The following is a 15,337-nucleotide window of genomic DNA, read 5'->3' on the forward strand; positions in this document are numbered from 1 at the left end:
AGCCCCCGGCTATCGCCCCGTCACGGTCTTGGAAGACCGGATCTGCCGCAGCAGGGTCTCGACGATCCGGCCGCGCAGTTCCCCGGTCCGCACGATCGCCGACAGCGTCGTCTGCGCCCACGGCTTGTTGATGGGGATCAGCGTGACCCCGTTCCCGCTGGTCGTCGACGGCGCGAGGGTGTTCGCGATGGCGATCCCCACCCCGGCCCGCACCATCCGCTGCGCGGTCTCGGCGCCGTCGGTCGTGTACACGATCCGCGCGTCGATGCTGCTGGTCAGCTCCTCGAACGCGCGGCGCAGGATGCTGCCCTCGCGGAAGAAGATCAGCGGCTCGCCGGACAGGTCGTCGAGGTCGAACGTCTCCGCGCGGGCCAGCGGGTGGCTGTCGGGCACGCACAGCACGAGCCGCCCGGTCATCAGGTCGACGTAGTGCAGCCGCTCGTCGTCCGGCGGCTCGCCGGGCAGCGGGACGCGCGTGATCAGGCCGAGGTCGAACGTCCCGTCCAGCACGCCGTCGCGCACGATGTAGGTGCCGCCCTCGGTCACCTCGAAGCGGATGTTCGGGTGCCCTTCGTGCATTTCGCGCACCAGGTGCGGCAGCACGCGCATGCTGCCGATCGCGACGGTGCCCATGCTCACCGTGCCGATCTTGAGGCCGTCGATGGCGCTGGCCTCCTGCCGCAGCAGGTCCTCGGCCCGGATCGCGGACTTCACGTGCGGCAGGATCCGCTCCGCCGCGTCCGTCGGCCGCACGCCGTGCGCGCCGCGCATGACCAGCACGACGCCGAGGTCCTCTTCGAGCCGCTGCACCTGGTTGGTGATCGTCGGCTGGGACACGCCCAGTTCGTGCGCCGCCTGCCGGAAGGATCCGGTGCGCAATGCCGCCTCGAGGTAGCGCAACTGCTCGAATCTCACGCTCGGCCCCTAGTCACGCCGGGCAGGCGGCGCCGCTGCCGCCTGTCTCCCGGCCATCGTATGGTCGAGCACCGCCGAACGCTCAGCGCGCGAGGGCGTCGAGGCCGGTCGCGTCGACCGCGCGCGCCCCGCCGTCGACCGCGAGCGTCGCACCCGTGACGTAGCCCGCGGCGGGGGTCAGCAGGAACGCGATGGCCGCGGCGACCTCGTAGGGCTGGCCGAGCCGCCGCAGCATCGTCTTGCCGCTGAACTGCTCGATCATCGTGCGGGCGTGCGCGCCGGCGAGGAACCGGGGCGACAGGAACAATCCGGGCGCGACCGCGTTGACGCGGATGCCTTCCGGCCCGTATTCGTCGGCCAGCTGCCGCACCCAGCCTTCGAGCGCGGCCTTCGCCGGACCGTATCCCGCCGCGTAGCTCCCGGCGCGGCTGCCGTTGATGCTGGAGACGTACACGATCGCGGAATCCGGCCTCGCCAGCAGCGGAACGAGGTGCTGGGCGGCGAGGAACGCGTGCGTCAGGTTGACCCGGAAGTCCTTTTCCCACTCGGCGAGAGTGAAGTCCGGCAACGGTTTTCGCGTCATCTGGCCGATGACGTCCACGAACCCGTGCAACGGTGTTCCCGAGGCGTATCCGGCCAGCGCTCGCGCACCGTCCTCAGTGGACACATCGGCGGCGAACCGGTCCGCGCCGAGTTCCGCGGCCAGTTTCTCCAGCGCGGCCTCGTCCACGTCGACCAGCAGCAGGTCCGCGCCGAGCGAGCCGAGCGTGCGGGCGACGTGCTCGCCGATGCCGGCCGCGCCGCCAAGGACGGCGAAACGCTTGCCGTCGAGGCGGAACAGCCGGTCGTGCGGGACGTCCGGGGCGGCGACGGCGTCGTGAGGATCGTCGAACACGGTTTCAGGCTCCGTTCACGAAATCGGCGATGATCCGCCAAGTCTGCTCGGGGTGGCTGATGTTCGGGGCGTGCCGGTGCGGCACCGGTGCCACGGTCACCGCCGGGGTGAGATCGGCCAGGTGCTTCACCCAGCCCCGTTCGACCAGCGGATCGCCCGCGCAGTCGAACAGCAGGACCGGCGTCGTGACGTCCGCGAACGGCGCCGGGTACGGATCGGCGGGCCGGGCGAATCGCAACGGTTCCGGCGGCGTGGCGTGCGGGGCGAGCATCCCGGCGTAGTGCCCGGGCGCGGCTGCCCACCGCATGCGGGCGTCGATTTGGTCTTCGATGCCCGGGTAGTCGTCGCACAACAGCCGCACCAGCCGGGTCATGTCCTCGCGGGTGCCGTCGTATCCGGCCAGTTCGGCGCTCGTCGCGCTGCGCCACGGTCCGCCGGTGCCGCTGATCGAGGTGACCGACGCGATCCGACCGCGCAGAGCCGGGTCCAGCAGGGCGCGCAACGCGATCGAACCGCCGAAGGAGTTGCCGACGAGGTGAATCGGACCGTCGATGCCGAGCTGGTCGAGCAGCGCGTAGACGTGGCGCAACCGGAATCCGAACGGCGACTGGTCCAGCCGGACGGCCTTGGCCGAACCGCCGAAGCCGAGCAGATCCGGCGCGACGACGCGGTGCGTGCGGGCCGCGAGCGCGGCCACCGCGCCCCAGGTGACGTCCGCGGACGCGCCCCAGGCGCCGTCGTGGAGGAAGACCACAGTGGACTCGTGGTCTTCTCCCCCGGCGAGATAGCGGGTTTCGAGGTCGTTGACGACCGTCGTGTTTTCGGTGCTCACAGCGGGAACTGCCTCCTTAGGACGGACGGGGCCGGTCACCGGAACTCGTACTGCTCGGGATCGACGGCCTGGGTGGCGCTGATGTACCGGTGCGCGGACAGCGGCCACATGATGGTCGAGCGGCCTTCCGCGTTCTGGTACCAGCTGTGGGTCTTGGACCAGCCCCACACGCGCAACGCGCTCGCCTCGCCGACCTCGTCGCGGTACTTGGCGAAAACGTCGCGGCGCAGCGAAAGCGAGGACTTTCCGGTGGACAGCAACTGCTCCACCGCGCTCAGCAAATACACCGACTGGCATTCGATGAACAGCACCAGATTGCCGTGCAGCAACAGGTTCGTGTTGGGACCGTACATGCAGAACAGATTCGGGAAGTCCGGGACAGTCAGCCCGAGATACGCGCAGGCATCGACGCCCCACGACTCGTGCAGATCCGTCCCGCCGGCGCCGGTGACCTTCATCGGCATCAGGAAATCCGACGCGTTGAAGCCGGTGCCGAAGACGATGACGTCCACCGGAACGTAATGGCCGTCCTCAGTGTGGATCCCGCTGCCGTCCACGCGGGCGATGCGTTCGGTGACGAGCTCGACGTGCTCCTGCTTGAGCGTGGCGATCCACGTCCCGTCGTCGCGGACGATCCGTTTCGCGCCCGGAGGATAGTCCGGCACGATCTTCGCGGCGAGGTCCGGCCGGTCCCGCACCTGGTTCAGCAGATAGTCGGTGAGCAGCTGCCGCAATTGTTCATTGGCCGCCGATACCGCCTGCTCGGTGGGCGGATAAGCCGGGTCGACCGTCGCCGCGGCAAGCCGTCCGATCGCTCGGGGCAGGAAGATCGAGAACCGGTAATAGGCGCGGTACAACGGAAGGTCGCGCAGCAGCGCCCGTTCCGCCGCCGAGATCTCCTGACGCAGTTCCGGGGTCGGCTGCAGATACGGCGCACTGCGCTGGAAAACCGTCAGCGACTCCGCTTCCCGGGCAATAGCCGGGGCCACCTGGACTCCGGTCGCGCCGGTCCCGATGATCGCCACGCGTTTCCCGGCGAGATCGACGCTGTGATCCCACTGTGCGGTGTGGAAGACCGGCCCGTCGAAGGTGTCGAGGCCGTCGATGCGCGGGATCATTGGCCGGTTCAGCTGACCGACCGCGGACACGAGGACGGAGAACTCCTCGGTCCTCTCGGGTTCCTCCGGCCCGGTCGAAGCGACCGCCCAATGCTGCCGTTCGTCGTCCCAGGCCGCCGAAACGACCTCGGCGCCGAAGCGAATGTGGTCCAGCAGCCCGTTTTCCTCGGCGAACCCGCGCAGATAGGAATGGATGACGTCCTGGCGGCAGAAGTACGACGGCCAGTCGTGCGGGAAGAACGAGTAGGTGTAAATGTGGCTGTGCACATCGATCCGGCAGTCCGGATAACTGTTCTCGTACCAGGTCCCGCCGACGTCGGCGTTCTTCTCGAAGATCGTGAAGTCCACCCCGGCCTGCTTCATCCGCAGCCCGGCCATCAGCCCGGACAACCCGGCCCCGACGATCGCCACCCGCATCGGCCGTGCCGGGTCGAGCTCGTCCTTCGTCCACTTCGGAGCGCGCGGATCGGTGCCCGGCGGGACAAATGCGACGCGCAGCAAATCGGCGTCCTCCCCGGCAGAACGGTCGAGTGCCCAAGCCGCGATCGCTTCAAGAACCGTCTCGGACGGCGAACTCGGCCAGTCGGCGACGCCAGCCAGATACGGTTCCAGCGTCGCGAAGCAGAACTCCCGAGCTTCGGCGTCCGTCGAGGCGTCGAGGCCGGTGGCGGGCAGCAGGTCCGGGTTCGGCCGCCACTGCGGGCGCAGCACGGCCGGATCGTCGGTCAGATGCGCGACGAGCATCAGCAACGCGGGAGTCTCCGCGGCCCGCAACCGGTCGCGCACCTCCTCCGGGGACAGCTGAACTTCAGACAACTCGGACACCCTTCGGAGTCTCGGCGAGGAATTCGGTCAGCAGGGCGGCCACCGGCCCGGGATGGGTGAACGCGGCGAGATGCCCGCCCGGCGCGAAACGCAGCTGAGAGTGCGGGATCGACGCGTGCAGGTTCTCCAGCACCGGACGCGGCGTGCTGACGTCGTCCTCGCCGCCGATGACCAGCGTCGGCACCGACGGCGGCACCGAAAAGTCGCCGACCGCGGTCATCGCTTCGAGGTAGGCGGCATGAATCGCCGGATCGCCGCTCAGGAACTGCTCGCGGGCCCGCTCGCGCAGCGGGTCCGGGCGGTCGCCGAACCAGCGGGTCATCGTCGCGTCGGCGAGCGCGGCCAGCCCGCCCGGCGCGCGGGCCGCCTCCGCCCGGCTGTGCGCACCAGCTCGGGCCGCGTCGTCGTAACCGCCGGTGGTCGCGATGAGGACGGCGGCGTCGAGAAGGTCCGGATGCCGGTGCGCCAAAGCCTGCACGACCATCCCGCCGAGAGAAATCCCGACGGCGGCGAACCGGTCGATCCGCAGCTGCCGGGCGAGGAACGCGAGGTCGTCGGCCAGCGCGGCCAAGGAAATCGCGCCCCCGTCGCTGTCCCCGTGCCCGCGAAGATCCGGGAGCACGCAACGAAAACTCTCGCCGAGTTCGGCGGCGAGCGGCTCGAACCACGAACCGTCGAGCGCGAGCGAATGCACCAGCACCACCGGCCGCGAGCCGTGGCCGGTGACCCGATAGGACAGACCCGCGCCGGTCATGCCCGTTCCTCCTCCGCCTGCCGGCGTTCCTCGGCGGCCACGACTTCCTCGCGCAGCCGGCCGGACAGGGTTTCCAGGTATTTCGCGAACTCCGGCGAGGACGTGCGCATCTCCTGGGTGCGCGGGCGCGGCAGGTCGATCCGCAGGTCGGCGACGATCCGGCCGGGCCGGGCGGCCATCAGCACGACGCGGTCGCTCAGCAGGATCGCCTCCTCCAGGTCGTGCGTCACGAACACGACGGTCGGCCGTTCGGCTTCCCAAAGCCGGACGAACTCCTGCTGCTGGTTCGCCCGGGTCTGCGCGTCGAGCGCGGCGAAGGGTTCGTCCATCAGCACCACGCGCGGGCTCTGCACGAGGGTGCGCGCGATCGCGACGCGCTGCCGCATGCCCTGCGACAGGTGCAGCACGTCCGAATCGGCGAATTCCTCGAGCCGCACGCGGCGCAGCCATTCGTCGGCCCGCCGCCTGCGTTCCGCGGCCGGGACGTGCCGGACTTCCATGCCCAGTTCGACGTTGCGCCGCACCCGCCGCCACGGCAGCAGCGCGTCGCGGGCGAACATGAACGCGACGTCGTCCGACGTGCCGTCGACCGGTTCGCCGTCGAGCAGGACGCTCCCGGCGCGCGGCCGTTCCAGCCCGCCCGCCATGGACAGCGCCGTGGTCTTGCCGCAGCCGGACGGGCCGACGATGCTCACGAACTCCGACGCCGCGATGTCCAGGTCGAAATCCTCCAGGACGAGCACCGCGCGGTCGCCGTGGATGAAGTTGTGGCTGACGTGGCCGAAACTGATCGGCGCGCCTGCCTGGCCCGGGCGCTCGTCCTTGCGCTGCGCGGATTCCGGCCCCGGACGCACCATGCTGGTCTGCCTCATTGCAACTCCGCTTGGTCGAGAGAACCGTGATGCTCCGCGACCCCGGCTGTGACTGTCAATACAAACGCGCGCTGCCGCGGGCTATCGCGCCGATAGCCCGCGAACCGTTGCCACAGCGGCGCCCCGTGGCGAGCCTGAGTCCGAACCGAACCTTCGGAGGAGCGCGATGACACCGGCCCAGCAAGACGTTTCCCCATTCGGCGACGTCCAATACGACTTCCACAGCCGAGTCGCCGTCGTCACCGGAGCAACCGGCGGAATCGGCGGCGCCATCGCCGACCGATTCGCCCAAGCGGGCGCGAACCTGGTGGTACACGGGCGGCGCGCCGACGTGCTCGACGACGTCGTGGCGCGAATCCGCGAGCAGGGCCGCGACGCGGTCGCCGTCACCGGCAACATCCGCGACCCGCAGACCGCCGCCGAAATCGCCGCCGCGGCCGAGGAGCGCTTCGGCCGGGTGGACATTCTGGTCAACAACGCGGGCGGCAACTTCGGCGCCCGGCTCGAAGAACTGTCGGTCAACGCCTGGAACGCGATGCTGGAAGCAAATCTCAGCGGAGCGTTCCACCTCGCGAAGGCTTGTCTCCCCGCGTTCCGGCGCCAGGGCGGCGGCGCGGTGGTCAACGTCGGTTCGGCGTCGGCCGGGCACGCGCATCCGCTGCGCGGCCCGTACGCAGCGGCGAAAGCCGGTCTCGCGTCGCTCACCCGCACGATGGCGTGGGAATGGGCCGACGCGAACGTCCGGGTCAACTGCCTCGAACCCGGCGCGGTGGTCACCGCCGCGTCCCGGTTCGCCGACGGGGACGTCGAGGCGCGGGTCGCCCGGTTCGTCGCGATGAACCGGCTCGGCTGCCCCGAGGACATCGCGTCGGTGTGCCTGTTCCTGTGCTCGGCGGGCGCGGCGTACCTGACCGGCCAGACCGTGACCGTGAACGGCGGCCCGCACACCGCCACCCCCGCCGACATCGACCTCGTACGCGCCCCGCTCGACTTCCGGGAGGAACAATGAGCCCATCGATCGTCGCGGACTACTCGGCGATGGAACACGCCGTCTTCGCCGAACGACGGAAGCGCCGCTCGCGGGTCCGGCTGCGGGTGTGGACGATCCGGATCGCCGTCGCGGTCGTGATCGTAGGCGGCTGGTACTTCGCCGCGCGCCAGGGCCTGGTCAACCCGCTGTTCGTGTCCTCGCCCGACGAGGTCGCGAAAGGACTCGTGACCCAGCTCGGCGAAGGCGCGTTCTGGACAGACGTGTCCGCGACCTTCAGCGGCGCGCTCGTCGGCCTGGCGGCAGGCGGGCTGCTCGGCATCGTGACCGGGGTGGTGTTCTCGCGCTCGGAGGTCCTCGAACGCGCGGCGACGCCGTTCCTGACGCTCGCCAACAGCCTGCCCCGGCCAGCGCTCGCGCCGATCTTCATCCTGTGGTTCGGCCTCGGCTTCGCGCCGAAAGCGCTCGTCGCGGGCAGCGTCGTGTACTTCGTCCTGCTCACCTCGACGCTCGCCGCCCTGCGCGGAATCGACCACGACGTGCTGCAGCTGACCCGGTCGCTGTCGATGTCGCCGGTCCAGCGGTTCCTGAAGATCGAACTGCCGTCCGCGCTGCCGAGCATCGTGGGAGCGCTGCGCCTGGGCGCGGTGTACGCGGTGCTCGGCGCGGTGCTGTCGGAGATGGTCGGCGCGTATTACGGCCTCGGCCAGCGGCTCGTGGTGCTCACCGGCAACTTCAAGGTCGCCGAATCGTTCGCGGTGCTGCTGTTCATGGGAGTCATGTCGATGGTGCTCGACTACGCGATCAAGGGGCTGGAGCACCTGGTCGCGAGCCGGTCGCGGTGAGTGCGCCGCTGCTGGTCACCGGGGGTTCGGCCGGGATCGGCGCCCGGCTGGTCTCGTCGCTCGCGGCGGACCGGCCGGTCGTCGTCCTCGACCAGGCCGCGCCCGCCGCACCGGTGCCCGGCGTGCGCTACCTCGCCGCCGACATCACCGACCCCGACAGCCTGACCGACCTCCCCGCGCCACTGTCCGGATTAGTCCATTGTGCCGGAATCTGCCGCACCGGACCGTTCCTGGACATGCCCGCCCGCGACTGGACCCGGGTCCTCGAGGTGAACCTGCACGGCACGCTCGCCGTCGTGCAAGCCTGCGCTCCGTCGATCACCGACGGCGGGCGGATCGTGCTCTTTTCCTCGGGCACCGCATTCAAGGGCCCGGCCGGATTGGCGGCCTACGCGGCGGCCAAAGCCGGAGTGATCGGTTTCGCCAAGTCAATGGCCGCCGAACTCGGCGAGCGCGGCATCACCGTGAACGTCGTCGCCCCCGGGCTGGTCGCCACCGCGTTGTCCGAAGACCTGCTGCCCGCCGAACCGGCCACCATCGCCGCCAGGGCAATCCAGCGTCCGTCCACTGTGGACGATTACGTCGAACCAGTGCGATTCCTGTTGTCGGACGGAGCTGCCTTCGTAACCGGCCAAACCCTCGTCGTCGACGGCGGCGCGTACAAACACTGACCCCACAAGAAAGCCCGCTCCCCGGCCGAAACCGAGGGAGCGGGCTTTACGCGCTCACAACGTCACATTCAATTCCTTCAAGCTGAAAAACGCCCGATCGTCCCGATAGGACAGATGCGTCACCTCCGGGTCCACCAGCTTCATCTCCGGGAACCGCGCGAAGATCCGCGGCAGCACGACCCGCAGTTCCATCCTCGCCAGGTTCTGCCCGACGCACTGGTGCGGCCCGAAACTGAACGCCAGATGCTGCGGCCGCTCGACCGGGATCTCGAAATCCTCCCACGTCGTGCGCGCGTACTTGCTCTCGTCGTGGTTCGCCGACCAGATCGATGCGACCACGCCCTCGCCCTTGCGGAAGGTGTGGCCGCCGATCGTGATGTCCTCGGTCGCCGCGCGGCGCGGGCCCATCCGGGCCACCGAGTGCACGCGCAGCAGTTCCTCGATCGCGACGTCCCACGTGCGTTCCCCGGACAACAGCAGCGCGAGCTGGTCCGGTCGGCGGAGCAGGGTGTAGATCGACAATCCGATCATCCCGGCCGTCGTGTCGTGGCCGCCGATGATCAGGATCGTGATCAGCGCGGCGAGCTGGTCGCGGGTGATCCCGCCTGCTTCGTACTGCTCGCGGATGATGTGGCTGAGCAGGTCGTCGGCCGGGTTGGCCTCCTTCAGCGCGGCGTATTCGAGCCCGAGCGCGCGGAATTCCTCGACCGTCCGGTACATCTCCTCCTGCGACAGCGACAGCGTCGTCTGCCGTTCGGTCAGGTCGAAGAACCGCGGCGCGTCCTCGATCGGGATGCCCAGCATCCGCGTGATCACCGTGGTCGGGATGGCCAGCGCGAACTGCGACACCAGATCCGCCTGGCCGGAGCCCGCGGCGAGCGCGTCGAGGTGCCGGTCCACGATCTCCTCGACCTGCGGGCGGTAGCTCTCGACCGCACGCGGCGTGAAGTACTTGACCACGCACCGGCGCAGCGTCGTGTGCAGCGGCGGGTCCTGCCGGATCATGCTGTCGGCCACCAGCGGATGGTCCGAGCCGGGCAGGCCGCGCACCGGGAAGCCCGGCGTGTGCGGGTTCGCGCTGAACCGGGTGTCGGACAGAATCGCCTTCACGTCGTCGAACTTGGTCGCGAGCCACGACGTCTTCCCGCCGCCGAGGTCGACCTCGCTGATCGGGCAGCCCGACCGCAGGTCGCCGAAGTACGGCGGATCGTCCAGCGGCCGCTCCGGGGCCGGGTCCAGCGACAGCTCCCGCAGGTGCGGGCAGCCCTCCTGCGATGCGGCGGTGGTGCGCTCTTCCACGGGGTCTCCTTGCTGCTGAGCGATGGGCGCGCGTTCCGGCCATCATCGCCTCGCCGCCCCGCCCGCGGAAGGCGTCGCGCGCTGGCGCACCGATCGGGACCGGCTATCGCACCCGGGCAGGCGCGATAGCGATCCGCCATCACCGGTCCACGGTTCGCGGCATTCCCGGGACCCGCCGCGACCGGCCACACTCGCCGCACCACGAGCCGTGCTTCCGACCCGGCCGCCGGGCACGAACGAAGGGAAGACGCTTGACCGAGAACGCGACCCGGACCGCGATCGCCGGGCTGGCCGCCGCCGGCGCCCCGGTCGTCCCCGAGCCCGAAGCCAAGGACCTGCTGCGCGACGCCGGAATCACCGTGCCGCGCGGCAGCGCCCACGCTGATCCGCTGATCGCCGCGCGGGGGCTGGACGGCGATCTGGTCCTCAAGGCGGTGTCGCCGACGCTGGTGCACAAGTCCGACGCGGGCGGTGTCCGAATCGGGCTCTCCCGCGACGACCTGCCCGCCGAAGCCGCCGCGATGACCGCCGCGCTCGCCGCGCACGGTCACCGGATCGACCGGTTCCTGGTCGAGGAAAAGGCCGGCGCGGGCCACGAGGTGATCGTCGGTGCGGTGCGGACGCCCGGCGTCGGCTGGGTGGTGATGCTCGGCCTCGGCGGCATCTTTGTCGAGGTGTTCGCCGACGTCGCCTTCGGCATCGCCCCGCTGACCGCCGCGGACGTCCACGCGATGCTGTCCGAATTGAAGGGCGCGGCGCTGCTTCGCGGTGCGCGTGGCGGAACCGCTGCCGACCTCGACGCGCTGGTGGACCTGGTCCTGCGGGTCAACGGCTTGCTCGCCTCGCTGCCGCCGGAGGTCGTCGAGGTCGACCTGAACCCGGTCATCGTGACCGCCGACCAGGCCGTCGCCGTCGACGCCCGGCTGGTCCTGTCCGAAATAGACGAAACACCCCTCGGCGAGACCCGCACCGCGCGCACCGACTTCGAACGCCTGTTCCGCCCGCGCGCGATCGCCGTACTGGGAGCGAGCGCGACCGGCACGAACCTCGCCAACCGGTATCTGACCGGCCTGCGGCGTTCCGGCTTCGACGGCACCGTCCTGCCGATCCACCCCTCCGCCACCGAGATCGAGGGACTGCCCGCCTTCCCGTCGCTGCGAGAAACCGGCCAGCCCGTCGACTACGCCTTCGTCGCCCTCCCCGCGAAAATCGTCCCCGACGCGCTGGCCGCCGAACCCGGGGCGCTCGCGTTCGCCCAGGTCGTCAGCAGCGGTTTCGGCGAGGTCCCCGAAGGCGTCGAACTCGAAAACGACCTCGTCGCCCGGATGTCCGCCCAAGGCACCCGGCTGCTCGGCCCGAACTGCCTCGGCCTGCACAGTTCCGCCGCTCGGATCAGCTTCATCCCGGAACCGCCGCTGTCCCCCGGCGGGATCGCGGTGGTGTCGCAAAGCGGCGGCCTGAGCGTCGACATCCTCCGTCTCGGCGCGGCGCGCGACCTCGCGTTCCACAGCGTCACCAGCATCGGCAATTCGTCCGATGTGGACGCCGCGGAACTGGTCGAGCACCTACTGGGCGAACCGGACGTCGAGGTCGTCGGCCTGTACCTGGAATCGCTCGCGGCCGGCCGGGAAATCCTGGACCTGCTGGCGCGGCGGGGAATCAGCAAGCCGATCGTGCTGCTCGCCGGCGGACGCACCGCGGCCGGTTCGCGCGCGGCGACCAGCCACACTGGCGCGCTCACCGGAAACCACCAGCTGTGGCCCGCATTGTGCCGTCAGGCCGGAATCGCGCTGACCGAATCCTTGGAAGAATTCCTCGACGTACTGCTGGCTTTCGACACCGTCCGGCTGGACGGACCGCCGCCCGCCACGCGCGACGCGGTCCTGTTCGGCAACGGCGGCGGCGCGAGCGTGCTGGCGACGGATGCGTTGGCCCGCTACGGATTCTCCGTCCCGCCGCTGCCGGCCCACGTCGTCGCGCAGATCGAAGCTCTCGGGCTCCCGCCCGGCAACGGGCTGGCCAACCCGATCGACACCCCGGCGGGCACGCTCGCGGTGGACGGCGGCGCGATCGCCGGACGGCTGCTGTCCCTCGTCCTCGACGAGGCACCGCCCGCGGTCCTCATCACGCACCTCAACGTCGGCATCATCCAGCGAAATCTCGCCGATACTCACGGCGACGTCACCGGCACGATCATCCGCGGCATCGCCGGACTGCCCGCCGGCACGCAGCAGTTCCTCGTGCTCAAGGGCGACGGCCGCGCGGACATGGCCGACGCGATCGCCGGTTACACCCGCCAGGCGCACCGGCTCGGCCTGCCGGTGTTCGGCACCGTCGAGGAAGCCGGACGGGTCGCCCGTTCGCTGCTCGACTTCCAGGAACGCCGCCTGAACGACCGGAAAGGCCAGCCATGACCATCGACTACGAACTCCGCCACAAAGAACGCCGCGCGCACGCCCTCGGCATGGGCGGAGAACGCAAACTCGCCGCCCGGGCCGAACGCGGCGAACTGAACGCCCGCGAACGCGTCGCCCGCCTCTTCGACGAGGATTCCTTCCGCGAGACGGGACTCTTCGCCACCTCGAACGTCGACGCGGATCAGCACGTGACTCCCGCCGACGGCAAGGTCACCGGCACCGGTCGCGTCGAAGGCCGCCGCGCCGGAGTGATCGCCTACGACTTCACTGTGAAGGGCGCGTCGTCCGGCGCGGTCAGCAACAAGAAAATGGGCCACCTCAAGGAGCTCACCGCCCGCACCGGAATCCCGCTGGTCTACCTCGCCGAATCCACCGGCGTGCGGATGCCCGACGTCATGGGCGGCACCGGGCTCGGCAACGCCAACGATCGCACCCGGTTTCTCCGCCGCCGCACCAATCCGTGGGTCTCGGCCGCCTTCGGCTACTCGTTCGGCTCAGCCGCGTGGCACACCGTCAGTTCGGATTTCGCGGTGCTGCGCAAGGGCGCGGTCATGGCGGTGTCGAGCCCGCAGCTCGTGAGCCGAGCGACCGGGCAGCAGGTCGACGGCCAGGATCTCGGCGGCTGGAAACTGCATTCCGAGATCACCGGGTTCGCCGACGCGGTCGCCGGCACCGACGAGGAAGCGATCGACCTGCTGCGCCGGTTCCTGAGCTACCTGCCCGCGCACAACGGCGAAGCGCCGCCGGTCGCGCCGGTGCCCGCGGGCTCGGCCGGACGCGGCGCGCAACTGCACTCGATCGTCCCTCCGGAGCGCACGAAGGTCTACGACGTGCGCAAGGTCATCGAGGTGGTCGCGGACCTCGGCAGCGTGTTCCCGATCAAGGAACGCTACGGGAAGTCGCTGGTCACCTCGCTGTGCCGGATCAACGGCCAGTCGGTCGGGATCATCGCGAACAACCCGATGTTCAAGGGCGGCGCGATCGACGCGGCGGCGTGCGCCAAGGCGACGAGCTTCATCGTGCTGTGCGATTCCTACAACATCCCGCTGGTGTTCCTGGTCGATCAGCCGGGCTTCCTCATCGGGCTGGACGGGGAGCGCGGCGGCATCGTCGGCAAGGTCATCAACTGGATGAACGCCCTGTCCCTGGCGACCGTGCCGAAGGTGACGGTGATGCTGCGCAAGAACTACGGCCAGGGCTACGTGAACATGGGCGGCGCGTGGACGACCGACGCGATGGCCGCGTGGTGGACCGCCGAAGTCAGCTTCATGGACCCGCGCTCGGCGGTCGGCGTGGTGCACGGGATCGACCAGGCGACCGACCCGGAACTCTACGAACGCCGGCTGGCCGAAATGGCCAAGGACTCGACCGGGTACGACGTCGCCCGCGTGTACGGCGTGCAGGACGTCATCGATCCGGCCGACACCCGCGAGTTCATCCTCGGCGCACTCGAAGACAACGCGCTGAGCCGCACCGGCGGCGTCGGCGAGCACCTTCTCAGCACCTGGCCCACGAGCTACTAGGCGGATCGGATGAACCAGCCCTTCCCCCGGCGGCTTCTCGTCGCCAACCGCGGCGAAATCGCCCGCCGGATCATCGCCACCGCGCGGCGGCTCGGCGTCGAAACAGTCGCCGTCCACCACCAGGTCGACGCCGGGCTCCCCGGGGTCGCCGAAGCCGATCTCGCCCGGGAGATCACCGGCGAACCGCCTGTCGCGGCTTACCTCGACATCGAGCAGATCGTCCGCGTGGCAACGGAAACCGGTGCCGACGCGGTCCACCCCGGCTACGGTTTCCTCGCTGAGAACGCCGACTTCGCCCGCGCTGTCGAAGCGGCCGGACTGACCTGGGTCGGCCCGTCCCCCGACGCGATCACCGCGATGGGCGACAAAGTCGAAGCACGCAATCGGGTCGCTGCCGCCGGGGTTCCGGTCAGCGGCGGGGCCGGGGCGGCGTTGTCCGATGTGGACGAAGCGGTCCGCGAGGCCGAGCGGATCGGCTACCCGGTCATGGTCAAGGCTTCCGGCGGCGGAGGCGGCATCGGCATGACCATCGCCCGCGACGCCGACGCCGTGCGCAAGGAATTCGCGCGCACGCAAGCGATCGCGGCCCGCAGCTTCGGCTCCGACCGGGTGTTCCTCGAACGGTTCGTTGAATCGGCCCGGCACATCGAGGTCCAGGTGCTGGGCCTCGCCGACGGCACGATCCTGACACTCGGCGAGCGCGACTGTTCGGTGCAGCGCCGCAACCAGAAACTAGTGGAGGAAGCACCCGCGCTCGGTCTCGACCCCGTTGTGCGGCAACGATTGCACGACGCGGCGGTCAATGCGGCCAGCGCGGTCGGCTATCGCAACGCGGGCACAGTCGAGTTCTTGGTGGACGCCCGGACGCAGGAGTTCGTCTTCCTGGAGATGAACACCCGGATCCAGGTCGAGCACCCGGTGACCGAGCTGATCCACGGCGTCGACCTGGTCGAGCAGCAGCTGAGCATCGCCGCGATCGGCACTGTCACGCCCGGCTTCGCACCGCGGCAGCACGGGCACGCGATCGAATTCCGGCTCTGCGCCGAGGATCCGGTCCGGTTCTTCCCGAGCCCCGGCCCGATCGAGGAATGGGAAGAACCTTGCGGCGACGGCATCCGCATCGATTCCGGCTACCGGGCCGGTCTCGCGGTCACCCCGCATTTCGACTCGCTGATCGCCAAGATCTGTGTCTTCGGCGAGAACCGGGAAGCAGCGCTCGAACGCGCGAGAGAAGCACTCGACGGATTCGCGGTCGGACCGCTTCGCACCAATCTGCCGTTCTTGCGCGACCTGGTGGACCGGCCGGAATTCACCGGCGGCGGATACGACACCGGCATCGTCGCGGCCGTCACCAGCCGCCCCGCGGCGTCGACACGGAGGTAG

13 protein-coding genes are annotated in these 15,337 nt (G+C 70.0%); 6 read left to right on the top strand and 7 right to left on the bottom strand.

Features of this window, described 5'->3' with window-relative positions; genetic code table 11:
- Nucleotides 1-9: 9 nt before the first annotated feature.
- From ACFXI3_RS27780 to ACFXI3_RS27805, 6 genes are all read right to left on the bottom strand, one after another.
- On the bottom strand, nt 10-915 hold the full coding sequence (locus ACFXI3_RS27780; protein ID WP_344286321.1) for a LysR family transcriptional regulator: 906 nt from the start codon (nt 913-915) through the stop codon (nt 10-12).
- Nucleotides 916-997: 82 nt separating this feature from the next.
- The gene (locus ACFXI3_RS27785) at nt 998-1,810 is read right to left on the bottom strand and encodes an SDR family NAD(P)-dependent oxidoreductase (protein ID WP_378403368.1); all 813 of its coding nucleotides are present in this window, start codon (nt 1,808-1,810) and stop codon (nt 998-1,000) included.
- Nucleotides 1,811-1,814: 4 nt separating this feature from the next.
- Nucleotides 1,815-2,642: an alpha/beta fold hydrolase gene (locus ACFXI3_RS27790; RefSeq protein ID WP_378403370.1), complete on the bottom strand. Its 828-nt coding sequence runs from the start codon at nt 2,640-2,642 to the stop codon at nt 1,815-1,817.
- Nucleotides 2,643-2,677: 35 nt separating this feature from the next.
- Nucleotides 2,678-4,585 (bottom strand): NAD(P)-binding protein, encoded by a 1,908-nt coding sequence (locus ACFXI3_RS27795; protein ID WP_378403372.1) that lies wholly within the window; start codon nt 4,583-4,585, stop codon nt 2,678-2,680.
- The gene (locus tag ACFXI3_RS27800; protein WP_378403374.1) at nt 4,569-5,339 is read right to left on the bottom strand and encodes an alpha/beta fold hydrolase; all 771 of its coding nucleotides are present in this window, start codon (nt 5,337-5,339) and stop codon (nt 4,569-4,571) included. The genes ACFXI3_RS27795 and ACFXI3_RS27800 overlap by 17 nt, the downstream gene beginning before the upstream one ends.
- Nucleotides 5,336-6,211: an ABC transporter ATP-binding protein gene (locus ACFXI3_RS27805; RefSeq protein WP_344286316.1), complete on the bottom strand. Its 876-nt coding sequence runs from the start codon at nt 6,209-6,211 to the stop codon at nt 5,336-5,338. Before ACFXI3_RS27805 ends, ACFXI3_RS27800 begins: the two co-directional genes overlap by 4 nt.
- A gap of 166 nt (nt 6,212-6,377) precedes the next feature.
- Between ACFXI3_RS27805 and ACFXI3_RS27810 the strand changes: the two genes are divergently transcribed.
- From ACFXI3_RS27810 to ACFXI3_RS27820, 3 genes are read left to right on the top strand one after another with little or no spacing between them, the layout of a single operon-like run.
- The gene (locus tag ACFXI3_RS27810) at nt 6,378-7,220 is read left to right on the top strand and encodes an SDR family NAD(P)-dependent oxidoreductase (RefSeq protein ID WP_378403376.1); all 843 of its coding nucleotides are present in this window, start codon (nt 6,378-6,380) and stop codon (nt 7,218-7,220) included.
- Entirely contained in the window at nt 7,217-8,044 is an 828-nt protein-coding gene (locus ACFXI3_RS27815) for an ABC transporter permease (protein ID WP_344286314.1), read from the top strand. Before ACFXI3_RS27810 ends, ACFXI3_RS27815 begins: the two co-directional genes overlap by 4 nt.
- Nucleotides 8,041-8,715, top strand: coding sequence for an SDR family NAD(P)-dependent oxidoreductase (locus ACFXI3_RS27820; RefSeq protein WP_378403379.1), 675 nt, complete (start codon nt 8,041-8,043; stop codon nt 8,713-8,715). Before ACFXI3_RS27815 ends, ACFXI3_RS27820 begins: the two co-directional genes overlap by 4 nt.
- Nucleotides 8,716-8,769: 54 nt before the next feature.
- On the opposite strand, the gene ACFXI3_RS27825 is transcribed toward ACFXI3_RS27820, so the two are convergent.
- Nucleotides 8,770-10,014, bottom strand: coding sequence for a cytochrome P450 (locus ACFXI3_RS27825; protein ID WP_378403381.1), 1,245 nt, complete (start codon nt 10,012-10,014; stop codon nt 8,770-8,772).
- Nucleotides 10,015-10,265: 251 nt separating this feature from the next.
- Here ACFXI3_RS27825 and ACFXI3_RS27830 point away from each other — a divergent pair, with 251 nt between their 5' ends.
- From ACFXI3_RS27830 to ACFXI3_RS27840, 3 genes are read left to right on the top strand one after another with little or no spacing between them, the layout of a single operon-like run.
- Nucleotides 10,266-12,428, top strand: coding sequence for an acetate--CoA ligase family protein (locus ACFXI3_RS27830; RefSeq protein ID WP_378403383.1), 2,163 nt, complete (start codon nt 10,266-10,268; stop codon nt 12,426-12,428).
- Nucleotides 12,425-13,954: an acyl-CoA carboxylase subunit beta gene (locus ACFXI3_RS27835; protein ID WP_378403385.1), complete on the top strand. Its 1,530-nt coding sequence runs from the start codon at nt 12,425-12,427 to the stop codon at nt 13,952-13,954. The genes ACFXI3_RS27830 and ACFXI3_RS27835 overlap by 4 nt, the downstream gene beginning before the upstream one ends.
- Before the next feature lie 9 nt (nt 13,955-13,963).
- Nucleotides 13,964-15,337, top strand: a complete 1,374-nt coding sequence (locus tag ACFXI3_RS27840) for an acetyl/propionyl/methylcrotonyl-CoA carboxylase subunit alpha (protein WP_378403386.1) — start codon at nt 13,964-13,966, stop codon at nt 15,335-15,337.

The sequence above is a fragment of the Amycolatopsis sp. NPDC059235 genome, assembly GCF_042754125.1.
GTDB lineage: Bacteria > Actinomycetota > Actinomycetes > Mycobacteriales > Pseudonocardiaceae > Amycolatopsis > Amycolatopsis albidoflava.

Coding starts and splice junctions, on each gene's coding strand:
- ACFXI3_RS27800 (WP_378403374.1), bottom strand. CDS start 5,339: ATGACCGGCGCGGGTCTGTCCTATCGGGTCACCGGCCACGGCTCGCGG.
- ACFXI3_RS27805 (WP_344286316.1), bottom strand. CDS start 6,211: ATGAGGCAGACCAGCATGGTGCGTCCGGGGCCGGAATCCGCGCAGCGC.
- ACFXI3_RS27810 (WP_378403376.1), top strand. CDS start 6,378: ATGACACCGGCCCAGCAAGACGTTTCCCCATTCGGCGACGTCCAATAC.
- ACFXI3_RS27815 (WP_344286314.1), top strand. CDS start 7,217: ATGAGCCCATCGATCGTCGCGGACTACTCGGCGATGGAACACGCCGTC.
- ACFXI3_RS27835 (WP_378403385.1), top strand. CDS start 12,425: ATGACCATCGACTACGAACTCCGCCACAAAGAACGCCGCGCGCACGCC.
- ACFXI3_RS27840 (WP_378403386.1), top strand. CDS start 13,964: ATGAACCAGCCCTTCCCCCGGCGGCTTCTCGTCGCCAACCGCGGCGAA.